This is a genomic window from uncultured Merdimonas sp. (genome assembly GCF_963929015.1).
Taxonomy (GTDB): Bacteria; Bacillota; Clostridia; order Lachnospirales; family Lachnospiraceae; genus Merdimonas.
This window is the reverse complement of record NZ_CAWVHE010000001.1, coordinates 39,558-53,212: the sequence shown is the minus strand read 5'-3', so window position 1 is coordinate 53,212 and position 13,655 is coordinate 39,558. Positions and strand designations below refer to the sequence as shown.

Sequence of the window (13,655 nt, the reverse complement as noted above, 5' to 3'; positions counted from 1 at the left end):
GCGGGGCCGGAAGGCTCCGCTTTTTTCTGCGAAGATGTCCGGGATCGGCCGGAGAGAAAAGTGAAAATATTCATGAAATGAACACAGAACTTTGTTATAATGAAAAGAAAATGAAAAGAGGAAGGATATAGCAGTGACGAGAAAAGTAATTGTGATCATCTGTGCAGTCCTTGCCCTGGTCATTGGAGGATTCGCGGTGGCAGATGAACTGCGGGGAACAGGACAGGGCAAACAGCAGGAGGAAGAGACGGACTCCGAAGAAGCAGAAACGGTCAGTCCGGACGCAGAGGTGAAAAGTGGTCTTAGTAAAGCACAGCAGAAGGTGCAAAAACAGATCGAGGCTTCCTATGATGTGCAAAAACAGCAGGAGATCGCGGAAGAACTGGATGCGAAAAAGGCCGCAAAGGAGTATACATTTGGTGATATGTTGATGGAATATAACCCGTTCGGGACCAATACACAGTCTCTTTATGTATATTTCGAGACAGAGGAACCGGTTAATATTTCTTATAATATTCATGTGAGCGATCCGGACATCGGGGATTTCCGAAGAGATGTCTTCCAGGAGGAAATGTACGCTACCGAGCATGAATTTCAGGTGATCGGTCTGATCCCGGATATGGACAATACCATTACCTTCTACATGACGGGAGAAGACGGAGCGACGGACACCAGAGAAGTGGTTTACAGCATGGGCAGCCTTCTGGGGACAGAGAAGGTGGTGCTGGACCGGGAACTGAAAGGCACGGAAGAAGAACTTGCAGACGGGCTGTATGTAGTGATGGGAAATGACAGTGAGACCCTGGATTTTATGTATTATTATGATAATCAGGGCGTGCTGCGGGGAGAGATCCCTATCATCGGTTACCGCAGCCACCGCCTTTTGTTTGCAGATGACTCCATGTATTACAGCATTTCGGAAACGAAGATGGCAAAGATGAATTCGCTGGGACAGATTACGGCAGTCTATGATCTGGGAGATTATAAACTGCATCATGACTATGTGTTTGATGATAACGGCAATATGCTGATCCTGGCCACAGATACGACCCAGGACAGTGTGGAAGATATTGTGCTGCGTCTGGACGTAAACAGCGGCGCAGTGAGCGAAGTGCTGGATCTGGGCGATCTTTTTGGCAGTTTAAAAAAAGACAGAGTGAAAAATTCCAGCGATGAACTGGACTGGATCCATATCAATACCATTCAGTGGATGGGGAACGGGTCTGTGCTTTTGAGCTCCAGGGAGACGTCGACGATCATTAAGATCGATCATATATATGACGATCCGTCTGTGGCTTATCTGATCGGAGATAAAGCAGTGTGGGAAGGCACGGAATATGAGAATCTTGTCTTTACCCCAAAAGGAGATTTTACGATCCAGGGCGGACAGCATTCGATTACATATGTAAAAGATTCCCGGCTTGCGGACGGACAGTATTATCTGTATATGTTCGATAATAATATCGGAGTCAGTGAAACCAGGCCGGACTTTGACTGGAGTGGGATCGGTCTGACAGAAGATTCCGGGGCAGACGGGGATACCTCCTATTATTATGAATATCTTGTGGATGAAAATGCAGGGACCTTTGAGCTGACAGATTCCTTTAAAGTGCCTTACTCCGGCTATGTGAGCAGTGTGCAGAATCTGGATGGAAATACCATTGTAGACTCCGGTATGCCTGGAATCTTCGGAGAATATGACGCGGATCATGAGCTGATCGCGCAGTATACGGTAGAAAAAGAAAAGTTTGTATACCGGGTTTACAAATATGATTTCAAAGGGTTCTACTTCCGGGCAGGGGAGTAAAATAGAATCTTTCCCTTTACGAAAGCAAGCGGATTCGTTACAATAGAGAAACAATTACAAAAAAAGGAGCAAACGAAAATGGAAAATCCGATTCTTACAATTGAAATGGAAAATGGCGATGTGATCAAGGCAGAACTTTATCCGGAGATTGCGCCCAATACAGTCAATAATTTTATCTCACTGGCAAATAAGGGGTTCTATGACGGACTGATCTTCCACCGCGTGATCCGTGGTTTTATGATCCAGGGCGGATGCCCGCAGGGGATTGGCGTTGGCGGCCCGGGCTATCAGATCAAAGGGGAGTTTCTGCAGAATGGCTTTCCCAATTCCCTGGCGCACACAAAGGGCGTGCTCTCTATGGCAAGAGCCATGCATCCGGATTCGGCAGGTTCTCAGTTCTTTATCATGCATGAAAATGCGCCTCATCTGGACGGCGCTTATGCAGCATTTGGAAAGGTAATCGAGGGGCTTGATGTGGTAGATAAGATTGCCTGCGTGGATACGGACTATAATGACAAGCCGCTGGAAGAGCAGAAAATGAAGAAGGTTACGGTGGATACAAAAGGAACCGACTATCCGGAGCCGGAAAAAGTATAATGGAACGGAATATTATAAAGACAGAACATCTGGTATATGAATATGAAAAAAGAGACGAAGAGGGGAATGTGATCGGCGTATCCAGGGCCATAGACGGCGTGGATGTGGACGTGATGCCCGGACAGTTCGTGGCGGTTCTCGGCCACAACGGATCCGGGAAATCTACATTTGCCAAACATCTGAATGCGATCCTGGTGCCGACCGAAGGGACGGTCTGGGTGGACGGGAAAAATACCAGCGATCCCGGAGAACTCTGGAACGTGAGGCAGACGGCCGGCATGGTCTTCCAGAATCCGGACAATCAGATCATCGGAACCGTGGTGGAAGAAGATGTAGGGTTTGGCCCGGAAAATCTGGGCGTGCCTACAGAGGATATCTGGAAACGCGTGGAAGAAAGCCTGAAAGCCGTGGGAATGCTGGAGTACCGGCATCATTCCCCCAACAAGCTTTCCGGCGGACAGAAACAGCGGGTGGCGATCGCAGGCGTGGTGGCCATGGAACCCAAGTGTATCGTGCTGGACGAGCCGACAGCCATGCTGGATCCTTCCGGCAGAAAAGAAGTGTTAAAAACGCTAAAAGAGCTGCGGGAAAAAAAGAAGGTCACCGTCATCCTGATCACTCACTATATGGAAGAAGTCATTGACGCGGACAGGATCTATGTGATGGATCATGGACATGTGGTCATGACGGGGGACGCCCCGGGAGATTTTCTCGCAGGTAGACACTCTGAAAAAGTACCGGCTGGATGTGCCGCAGGTTACCATCCTGGCAGATGAACTTAGGAAGAGGGGGCTTGAGATCCCGGAGGGGATCTTAAGGAAAGAGGAGTTGGTGGAAGCGCTATGTCGATGAAATTAGACCATATCAATTATGTATACAGTCAGGGCACAGCCTATGAAAAACATGCCTTAAAAGACGTCTGCCTGGAGATCCCTCATGGAGAGTTCGTGGGGATCATTGGGCACACCGGCTCAGGAAAATCTACGCTGATCCAGCATCTGAACGGGCTTTTGAAAGCCAGCAGCGGAGCTCTTTACTATAATGGGAGAAATATTTACGAAGAGGGCTATCCCATGAAGGAGCTGCGGACGCAGGTGGGACTGGTGTTCCAGTATCCGGAGTATCAGCTTTTTGAGGTGGATGTGCTGACTGATGTGTGCTTCGGGCCGAAAAACCAGGGACTTTCACCGGAAGAATGTAAGGAGCGTGCCCTGGAAGCGCTGAAGCTGGTAGGATTAAAAGAGAAATATTATCAAATGTCACCGTTTGAACTCTCCGGCGGGCAGAAGCGAAGAGCCGCCATTGCCGGAGTTCTGGCCATGCGGCCAAAAGTGCTGGTGTTAGACGAGCCGACGGCGGGCCTGGATCCCAGGGGACGGGACGATATCCTGGATCAGATCGCCTACCTTCACAAAGTCAGTGATATGACGGTGATCCTGGTATCTCACAGTATGGAAGATATCGCGAAATATGCGGACCGGATCATAGTGATGGAGCACGGCCAGGTAAAATATAATGATACTCCGAAGGCGGTATTTGCCCATTATCTGGAACTGGAAAAAATCGGCCTTGCGGCGCCGCAGGTAACTTATATCATGCACGATCTGAAGGAACACGGACTGGCTGTAGATCCTCTGGTAACCACGGTGAAAGAAGCGGCAGATGAGATCATGAGAGCATTGGAGAAGAGGAAATGATTCGAGACATTACGATTGGACAATATTATCCTGCAAAGAGTCTTCTGCACAGGGTGGACCCAAGAGTGAAACTGGTGTCCACCCTCCTGTACCTGATCTCTTTATTTTTGTTTAAAAGCATTTCCGGGTACCTGGTCGCCACCATCTTTCTGGTCAGCATCATCCGGCTGTCCAAAGTGCCTTTATCGTATATCGTAAAAGGGCTGAAACCGATCGTGATGCTTCTGATGATCACGGTGCTTTTCAACCTGTTTCTGACAAGAGAGGGCGAGGTGCTGGTCCATGTCTGGATCTTCACGGTAACGGAAGGCGGCCTTCGGACGGCGGTGTTTATGGCGATTCGGCTGATCTACCTGATCATCGGTTCCTCGCTTATGACCTTTACCACCACGCCCAATGAACTGACAGACGGACTGGAGGATCTTCTGAAGCCGTTGTCAAAACTGCGGGTGCCGGTGCATGAGGTGGCTATGATGATGTCGATCGCGCTTCGTTTTATTCCCATTCTTCTGGAAGAGACGGATAAGATCATGAAAGCGCAGATTGCAAGGGGAGCAGATCTGGAAAGCGGCAACATGATCCAGAGGGCAAAAAGTATGATCCCGATTCTGGTGCCTTTGTTTGTATCCGCGTTTCGCCGGGCAAATGACCTTGCCATGGCCATGGAGGCGAGGTGCTATCACGGAGGAGAGGGACGGACCAAAATGAAGCCGCTTCATTACCGCAGCCGGGATTATATTACTTATGCGGTTGTGGTCTTATATGTGGCAGCTGTATTTGTGATCGGGCGGTATCTGCCCCTTCATGTGTGGATCTTTTAGTGTGGAGATATTATGAAAAGAATCAGACTGACGGTGGCCTATGACGGCACCGGTTACTGCGGCTGGCAGGTCCAGCCAAACGGCATTACGATTGAAGAGATGTTAAACCGGGCAATCCGGAAGCTGACTGGGGAGGAGATCCGGGTGATCGGAGCAAGCCGCACAGATTCCGGCGTTCACGCGTTGGGGAATGTGGCGGTGTTTGATACCAGGTCTGCCATTCCGCCGGAGCGGATGAGTTATGCGTTAAACCAGAGGCTGCCGGAAGATATTGTGGTGGTACGCTCGGAAGAAGTGGCGCCGGACTGGCATCCGAGATACCAGGACCGTATCCGGAAGACGTATGAATATCATATTTATAACAGCCCTGTGCCGAATCCTCTGCGAAGAAGGTATTCGGCATATGTGTCTTTTCCCCTGGATATCAGGAAGATGCAGGAGGGGGCCGCTTATCTTAAGGGGAAGCATGATTTTGCCAGTTTCTGCTGCGTGAGAAGTCAGGTGGAACATACCGTCCGTACTATAGAAGAGATTACAGTCGCCAGAGAAGGGGAAGAAGTGGTGATCCGGGTCAGCGGGAACGGGTTCCTCTATAATATGGTGCGTATCATTGCCGGAAACACTGATCCGGGTAGGCCGGGGATTTTATGAACCGGAAATGGTAAAGCAGATTCTGGAAGAAAAAAAAACGTACCAATGCGGGGGTGACTGCACCGCCGGAGGGGCTGGTATTAACGGAGATTTTGTATTTCTGACAAGAAAGACTATACAATTTCTGTCAAATAGGCTAAGATAGAAGAAAAGATGGCAATTAAGAGAGGAATTGTCAGTAATTAACGAGTAGGAGGAAAAAGAAAATGCAGCAAATGTTTATGAACATCGTTCCGGCCTTGGGGGTGCTTGGACTTCTGTTTGCCGCATACCTGGCGGCAAAGGTCTCCAGACAGGAACCCGGAACAGACAGGATGAAAGAGATTTCATCCGCCATCAGTGAAGGCGCAAGAGCATTTCTGTTTTCAGAGTACAAGATCCTGGTGATCTTTGTGGCCGTGCTCTTTGTGCTGATCGGTATCGGCATCGGGAACTGGGTAACAGCCGTCTGCTTTGTGGTGGGAGCTTTATTTTCCACACTGGCAGGGATACTGCGGAATGACCGTTGCCACCAAAGCAAATGTGCGGACTGCCAATGCGGCAAGACTGCAGGGTATGAATAAGGCGTTGTCCATCGCATTCTCCGGTGGAGCCGTTATGGGAATGTGCGTGGCCGGCTTTGGCGTGCTTGGCGTCAGCGGCGTTTATCTGTTGACAGGAAACGTGGATGTATTGTCCGGTTTCAGTCTGGGCGCCTCATCCATCGCTCTGTTTGCCCGTGTGGGAGGCGGAATCTATACAAAAGCCGCCGATGTGGGCGCCGACCTTGTCGGAAAGGTCGAGGCAGGTATTCCGGAGGACGATCCGAGAAACCCGGCTGTTATTGCTGATAACGTAGGAGATAATGTGGGCGATGTTGCCGGTATGGGTGCCGACCTGTTTGAATCCTATGTAGGGGCCCTGGTTTCCGCTCTGACTCTTGGAATCGCATATTATGAAGTGGCGGGAGCGGCTTATCCGCTGATCGTGGCAGGGCTTGGTCTGGTGGCATCCATCCTGGCAACTTTCTTCGTGCGCGGAGATGAAAATTCCAATCCTCATAAAGCATTGAAGATGGGATCTTATGTGTCCGCAGTCATTGTACTGGTAGTATCCGTACTTTTCAGCAAAATGTGCTTTGGAGATTACAATGCAGCCATCGCCGTGATCGCCGGCCTGGTAGTAGGTCTGATCATTGGTATTGTTACAGAAGTATATACATCCGGAGACTATAAGTCTGTGAAAGAGATTGCAGAACAGTCCGAGACCGGAGCTGCAACCACTATCATCAGCGGTATCGCGGTAGGTATGAAGTCTACGGCAGTGCCGATCATCCTGATCTGTCTGGGCATCTTCGCAGCTTTCCAGTTCTGCGGCCTTTACGGAATCGCCCTGGCAGCGGTGGGAATGCTTTCCACCACAGCCATTACCGTGGCGGTAGACGCATACGGACCGGTAGCCGATAATGCAGGCGGTATCGCCGAGATGTCCGGTCTGGAGCCGGAAGTGCGTAAGATCACAGATAAGCTGGATGCCGTAGGAAATACCACGGCGGCTATGGGAAAAGGTTTTGCCATCGGTTCTGCGGCGCTGACCGCGCTGGCGCTGTTTGTGTCCTATGCAGAGGCAGTAAAACTGGAGAAGATCGACCTTCTGGACAGCCGTGTCATCATCGGCATCCTGCTGGGAGGCATGCTTCCGTTCCTGTTCTCTGCCATGACCATGCAATCCGTGTCCAAGGCGGCTTATCAGATGATCGAGGAAGTAAGAAGACAGTTTAAGACCATGCCCGGCATCATGAAAGGGACAGAGAAGCCGGATTACAAGTCCTGTGTTGCTATTTCCACGACAGCGGCCTTAAAGGAAATGCTGGTACCCGGAATTATGGCAGTCGCAGCGCCGGTACTGGTAGGTGTACTGCTTGGTACTGCGGCCCTTGGAGGACTGCAGGCAGGGGCTCTGACCACCGGTGTTATGATGGCGATCTTTATGGCTAACTCCGGAGGCGCGTGGGACAATGCGAAAAAATACATCGAAGACGGCAACCACGGCGGAAAAGGAAGCGAAGCCCACAAGGCGTCGGTTGTAGGCGATACCGTAGGAGATCCCTTCAAGGATACTTCCGGACCGTCCATCAACATCCTGATCAAACTGATGACCATCGTGTCACTGGTATTCGCACCGCTCTTCCTTTCCGTAGGAGGAATCTTATAATAGAAGACGGACAAAAGGCGCACACAGAAGTGTGCGCCTTTTTTATATGCAATTGGGGACGGGGGATTTCTGAAAATCCCCCGTCCCCAATTGATTAAAAGGGGAAAAACTGGAATCAGCTGATATTTTGTGTTAAGATAGACTGCGGGATAACTGGAGTTTGATTTATAAAATTGATAGAAGAAAAGAGGCTGAACAACATGACAAAAGTAGACATTATTTCAGGTTTCCTTGGAGCCGGGAAGACTACCTTCATCAAGCAGATGATCGATCAGGTGTTTCACGGCCAGAAGCTGGTGCTGATCGAGAATGAATTTGGCGAGATCGGGATTGACGGCGGGTTTCTAAAAGATGCCGGGATCGAGATCACGGAAATGAATTCGGGCTGCATCTGCTGTACACTGGTGGGAGATTTCAGTATCGCTCTGAAAAAAGTCCTGGACGAGTACGCACCGGACCGGGTGCTGATCGAACCCTCCGGAGTCGGGAAACTCTCCGATATCGTGCGCGCGGTGGAAGCGGTGAAAAAGGAGACGCCAATCGAGATTGAAGGCCGGATTGCAGTGGTGGACGGGAAAAAGGCGAAAATGTACCTGAAAAATTTCGGGGAATTTTATAAAGACCAGGTGGCAAGCGCTTCTACGATCGTCATCAGCCGGACGCAGATGATGAAGCCGGAAGCCGTGGAAGAGTGCGTTTCTCTTCTGCGCGGGGAGAACGACCAGGCGGCGATTATCACCACGCCATGGGAGCAGCTTGGCGCAGACGCCATCCGCCGCGCTCTGGAACATAAGACCGGCATGGAAGATCTGCTGGAAGATGTACACGATCATGAGCACTGCCACCATGATCATGAGCATCATGACCATGAGCACTGCCATCACGATCATGAGCACCACGATCATGAACATTGCTGCCATGACCATCACCACCATCATCATGCAGACGAGATCTTTACCAGCTGGGGCAAAGAAACCGCCCATCAGTACACAGAAGAAGAGCTGGAGAAGATCCTGCAGACATTGTCCGGAGAAACCGGCTGCGGTACGGTGCTTCGGGCCAAAGGAATTCTCTGCATGGCGGATGGTACCTGGAAGCAGTTTGATCTGGTGCCGGGAGAGTATGAGGTGCGAGAAGGCCGGGCAGACTACACCGGACGCCTGTGCGTAATCGGAACCGATCTGGCACAAAATCAGCTGGCAGAGCTGTTTCATCTTGTCTGATCGGACAAAAAGGAATCGGGAGGAGAATGAACGATGAGAGTCATACCGGTATTTGTTGTAACCGGATTTCTGGACAGCGGCAAGACTACGCTGGTTCAGGAGACGCTGATGGAGCAGGAGTGGATTGAGCCGGGACGCACGCTTCTGATCTGCTGCGAGGAAGGGGAAATTTCGTACACTGAAGAATATTTACAGGAAAAGGATATGGTCCTGGAACAGGTGACAGAAATGGAAACTCTTACGCCGGCTTATTTTAAGGAATTGACGAAAAAATACCGTCCGGTGCAGGTGGTGATCGAGTACAACGGCATGTGGAAGCTTTCAGATCTTTTAAGCATCCAGTATCCGCGAAGTTGGGAACTGCAGGGCGTTTACTCTACGGTCAACGGCCTGACCCTGGATATGTACCTGAAAAACATGCGTAACATGCTGATGGAACAGCTGACAGAATCTGAGTTGATCGTGATCAACCGGTGCGCGCCGGGAGTAGACCGCTCAGGGTTCCGTCGGGCTCTAAAGGTACAAAATCCCATGGCGCAGCTGATCTTTGAGGATACAGAAGGAAAGATCATACAGCCATCGCAGGAGGATCTTCCTTATGACGTGGAAAAAGACGTTATTGAAGTGGCGGATGAGGACTTTGGGATCTGGTATGTGGATGCCTATGACCATCCGGATCGTTATCTGAATAAGGAAATTTTATTTAAAGCGCAGATCTTCCGACCGAAGGGAATGGAGGACCATATGTTTGTGCCGGTCCGAAAGATCATGACCTGCTGCGCGGCTGACATGCGGTTTTACGGGTATCCCTGTAAATCTGCAGAAAAGATTGAAGGAGACAGAAAAAAATATTATATGGTCAGGGCCAGATTTGCGTATGAACCGGTTGGATTTGGAAATGATCAGCCGGTGCTGTACCTGAAGGAACTGCGTGAGGCCGGGAAGCCGGCGGAAGACGTGGTATATCTGGGGTAAAATGTACCGAAAAAGGAACAAAATAAGGCCAAGATGCACTAGACTTTTAAATTGCCTGGGGCTATAATAATTATATATGCCAAATTATTTCTAATTTGTACAATTTTTGAAGGAGGAACAACGAAAATGGCGAGAAAAATGAAGACCATGGATGGTAATCAGGCTGCGGCTCATGTAGCATATGCCTACACAGAAGTTGCTACTATTTACCCGATTACTCCATCATCTGTTATGCCAGAACATGTAGATGAGTGGGCAACTGAGGGAAGAAAGAATATCTTTGGACAGACGGTCCAGGTTACTGAGATGCAGTCAGAGGCCGGAGCGGCAGGCGCTGTACACGGATCCCTGGCAGCAGGCGCCCTGACCACTACATTTACAGCTTCACAGGGTCTGCTCCTGATGATCCCGAATCTGTATAAGGTGGCAGGCGAGCAGCTTCCGGGAGTGTTCCATGTGTCTGCCCGTGCGCTGGCAAGCCATGCCCTTTCAATCTTTGGCGATCACTCTGATGTGTATGCCTGTCGCCAGACCGGAGCTGCCATGCTCTGTGAGTCCAGCGTTCAGGAAGTTATGGACTTAAGCCCGGTTGCACACTGTGCAGCGCTCAAAGGCAAGCTTCCGTTCATCAACTTCTTTGACGGATTCCGTACTTCTCATGAGATCCAGAAGATTGAGACCTGGGATTATGAAGATCTGAAAGATCTGGTAGACATGGACGCTATCGATGCATTCAGAAATCATGCACTGAACCCGAATCATCCGTGCCAGAGAGGATCCGCGCAGAACCCGGATATCTTCTTCCAGGCAAGAGAGGCATGCAATCCTTACTATGATGCTATGCCGGCAATTGTTCAGGAATACATGGACAAGGTAAATGCAAAGATCGGAACCAACTATAAGCTGTTTAACTACTATGGAGCAGAGGATGCCGAGAAGGTAATCGTAGCAATGGGATCTGCCTGTGATACCATCGAGGAGACTATCGACTATCTGCTGGCAGCAGGCGAGAAGGTGGGCGTTGTAAAAGTACGTCTGTATCGTCCGTTCTGCGCGCAGGCTCTGATCGACGCAATTCCGGATACTGTAAAATACATCAATGTTCTTGACAGAACCAAAGAGCCGGGAGCACAGGGCGAGCCTCTGTACCTGGATGTTGTATCCGCACTGAAAGGATCCAAATTTGACAGCGTTCCGGTATTCAGCGGACGTTACGGACTGGGATCCAAGGACACCACACCTGCACAGATCGTTGCAGTATTTAACAACACAGAGAAAGAAAGATACACCATCGGTATCGAGGATGATGTAACCCACCTGTCTCTGGAAGTAGGACCGGCTCTGGTTACCACACCGGAAGGAACCATCAACTGTAAATTCTGGGGTCTTGGCGCTGACGGTACTGTCGGAGCAAACAAGAACTCCATTAAGATCATCGGCGACAACACAGACATGTATGCACAGGCTTACTTTGATTATGACTCCAAGAAGTCCGGCGGTGTTACCATGTCTCACCTGCGTTTCGGTAAGTCACCGATCAAGTCCACATACCTGATCCACCAGGCAAACTTTGTTGCCTGCCACAATCCGTCCTATGTGAACAAATACAACATGGTTCAGGAACTGGTAGACGGAGGAACCTTCCTTCTGAACTGCCCGTGGGATATGGAAGGCCTTGAGAAGCATCTGCCGGGACAGGTAAAAGCTTACATCGCTGACCACAACATCAAGTTCTACACCATCGACGGTATCAAGATCGGTAAGGAGATCGGACTTGGCGGACGTATCAACACCGTTCTTCAGTCTGCATTCTTCAAACTGGCAGCTATCATTCCGGAAGAGGAAGCGATCGACCTGATGAAGAAGGCTGCAAAGGCCACCTACGGAAGAAAGGGCGACAAGATCGTTCAGATGAACTATGACGCCATCGACGCAGGAGCAAAACAGGTACACGAAGTAGAAGTTCCGGAGTCCTGGAAGTCCTGTCCGGATGAAGGCCTCTTCGCACCGGAAGTAAAGGGCGGAAGAGACGATGTTGTAAGCTTCGTAAAGAACATCCAGACCAAGGTAAATTCCCAGGAAGGAAACAGCCTGCCTGTATCTGCATTTAATGATTATGTAGACGGCTCCACACCGTCCGGATCTTCTGCATATGAGAAACGTGGTATCGCAGTAGATATCCCGGTATGGAAGGCAGAGAACTGTATCCAGTGTAACCGCTGTGCATATGTATGTCCGCACGCTGTTATCCGTCCGGTAGCTCTGACAGAGGAAGAGCTTGCAAAAGCTCCGGAAGGAACACAGGCTATCGATATGATCGGTATGCCGGGAATGAAGTTCACCATGACAGTATCCGCTTACGATTGTACCGGATGCGGTTCCTGTGCAAATGTCTGCCCGGGCAAGAAGGGCGAGAAGGCTCTCGTTATGGAGAACATGGAAGCAAACGTAGCTTCTCAGGAAGTATTTGATTTCGGAAGAGAGATCGAAGTAAAACCGGAAGTTGTTGCCAAGTTCAAACCTGAGACTGTAAAGGGCAGCCAGTTCAAACAGCCGCTCCTTGAGTTCTCCGGCGCATGTGCAGGCTGCGGCGAGACACCGTACGCAAAACTGGTAACACAGCTGTTCGGCGACAGAATGTATATTGCAAATGCAACAGGATGCTCCTCTATCTGGGGCAACTCCTCACCGTCCACACCTTACACTGTAAACTCCAAGGGACAGGGTCCGGCATGGTCCAACTCTCTGTTTGAGGACAACGCAGAGTTTGGTTACGGTATGCTGCTTGCCCAGAAGGCAATCCGCAAGAGATTAAAAGCAGAAGTAGAAGAGATCGCTGCATCTGACAAGGCTTCCTCAGAAGTAAAAGAAGCATGCCAGGCATACCTGGATACCTTCAACTGCGGCGCAAGCAACGGAGATGCAACAGACAAGCTGGTATCCGTTCTGGATGGATGCGACTGCGACCTTTGCAAGGATGTTGTAAAGAACAAAGACTTCCTGGCTAAGAAGTCCCAGTGGATCTTCGGTGGTGACGGATGGGCTTATGATATCGGATTCGGCGGCGTTGACCATGTACTCGCAAGCGGCGAGGATATCAACATTATGGTATTTGATACCGAAGTTTACTCCAACACAGGCGGACAGTCCTCCAAGGCTACCAAGACAGGTGCAACTGCACAGTTCGCTGCAAACGGTAAAGAGACCAAGAAGAAAGACCTGGCAGGCATTGCTATGAGCTACGGCTATGTATATGTAGCACAGATCGCCATGGGCGCTGACTTCAACCAGACCGTAAAAGCCATCGCAGAGGCAGAGGCATATCCGGGACCGTCCCTGATCATCGCATACGCTCCGTGTATCAACCACGGTATCAAGAAAGGTATGAGCAAAGCTCAGACCGAAGAGCAGCTTGCAGTAGAATGCGGTTACTGGAACAACTTCCGCTTCAACCCGGCAGCAGAAGGCGCGAAATTCACGCTGGACAGCAAAGAGCCGAAGGAAGAAGGATATCAGGAATTCCTGAACGGCGAAGTTCGTTACAACGCTCTGAAGAGATCCAATCCGGAAAGAGCAGAAAAACTCTTCGCAAAGAACGAGCAGGAAGCAATGGAAAGATATTCCTATCTGAAGAAACTGGTAACTCTGTACGGAGAAGAATAAACGGAAAAAATGGAAAAGGGGACGTAGA

At 50.1% G+C, this 13,655-nt stretch carries 7 protein-coding genes and 3 pseudogenes; all 10 read left to right on the top strand.

The genetic code is table 11. The annotated features are described in order from the left end of the window. Nucleotides 1–133: 133 nt before the first annotated feature. Nucleotides 134–1,807 carry an aryl-sulfate sulfotransferase gene (locus tag ABGT54_RS00220; protein WP_346662308.1) on the top strand — a complete coding sequence of 558 codons (1,674 nt, stop codon included), beginning with the start codon at nucleotides 134–136 and terminating at the stop codon, nucleotides 1,805–1,807. A gap of 78 nt (nucleotides 1,808–1,885) precedes the next feature. Next, nucleotides 1,886–2,404: a peptidylprolyl isomerase gene (locus ABGT54_RS00215; RefSeq protein WP_346662307.1), complete on the top strand. Its 519-nt coding sequence runs from the start codon at nucleotides 1,886–1,888 to the stop codon at nucleotides 2,402–2,404. After that, nucleotides 2,404–3,256, top strand: a pseudogene (locus ABGT54_RS00210) (energy-coupling factor transporter ATPase). The gene ABGT54_RS00215 and the pseudogene ABGT54_RS00210 overlap by 1 nt, the downstream one beginning before the upstream one ends. Next, nucleotides 3,247–4,101 (top strand): energy-coupling factor transporter ATPase, encoded by an 855-nt coding sequence (locus ABGT54_RS00205; RefSeq protein WP_346662306.1) that lies wholly within the window; start codon nucleotides 3,247–3,249, stop codon nucleotides 4,099–4,101. Before ABGT54_RS00210 ends, ABGT54_RS00205 begins: the two are co-directional and overlap by 10 nt. Further along, nucleotides 4,098–4,922 carry an energy-coupling factor transporter transmembrane component T gene (locus ABGT54_RS00200; protein WP_346662305.1) on the top strand — a complete coding sequence of 275 codons (825 nt, stop codon included), beginning with the start codon at nucleotides 4,098–4,100 and terminating at the stop codon, nucleotides 4,920–4,922. Before ABGT54_RS00205 ends, ABGT54_RS00200 begins: the two co-directional genes overlap by 4 nt. Before the next feature lie 12 nt (nucleotides 4,923–4,934). Then, nucleotides 4,935–5,677: pseudogene (gene truA / locus ABGT54_RS00195) on the top strand (tRNA pseudouridine(38-40) synthase TruA). Nucleotides 5,678–5,779: 102 nt separating this feature from the next. Then, nucleotides 5,780–7,766 (top strand): annotated as a pseudogene (locus ABGT54_RS00190) (sodium-translocating pyrophosphatase). Nucleotides 7,767–7,966: 200 nt separating this feature from the next. Then, on the top strand, nucleotides 7,967–8,989 hold the full coding sequence (locus ABGT54_RS00185) for a CobW family GTP-binding protein (RefSeq protein ID WP_346662304.1): 1,023 nt from the start codon (nucleotides 7,967–7,969) through the stop codon (nucleotides 8,987–8,989). A gap of 33 nt (nucleotides 8,990–9,022) precedes the next feature. After that, a complete protein-coding gene (locus ABGT54_RS00180; protein ID WP_346662303.1) occupies nucleotides 9,023–9,964 on the top strand; it encodes a GTP-binding protein in 942 nt (313 codons plus the stop codon). A 126-nt stretch (nucleotides 9,965–10,090) separates the two neighbouring features. Beyond that, nucleotides 10,091–13,627, top strand: coding sequence for a pyruvate:ferredoxin (flavodoxin) oxidoreductase (gene nifJ / locus ABGT54_RS00175; protein WP_346662302.1), 3,537 nt, complete (start codon nucleotides 10,091–10,093; stop codon nucleotides 13,625–13,627). Nucleotides 13,628–13,655: the final 28 nt, after the last annotated feature.

Bases quoted from the DNA above. Each gene is read 5' to 3' on its own strand.
- ABGT54_RS00215 (WP_346662307.1), top strand. From the start codon at position 1,886: ATGGAAAATCCGATTCTTACAATTGAAATGGAAAATGGCGATGTGATC.
- ABGT54_RS00205 (WP_346662306.1), top strand. From the start codon at position 3,247: ATGTCGATGAAATTAGACCATATCAATTATGTATACAGTCAGGGCACA.
- ABGT54_RS00200 (WP_346662305.1), top strand. From the start codon at position 4,098: ATGATTCGAGACATTACGATTGGACAATATTATCCTGCAAAGAGTCTT.
- ABGT54_RS00185 (WP_346662304.1), top strand. From the start codon at position 7,967: ATGACAAAAGTAGACATTATTTCAGGTTTCCTTGGAGCCGGGAAGACT.
- ABGT54_RS00180 (WP_346662303.1), top strand. From the start codon at position 9,023: ATGAGAGTCATACCGGTATTTGTTGTAACCGGATTTCTGGACAGCGGC.
- nifJ (WP_346662302.1), top strand. From the start codon at position 10,091: ATGGCGAGAAAAATGAAGACCATGGATGGTAATCAGGCTGCGGCTCAT.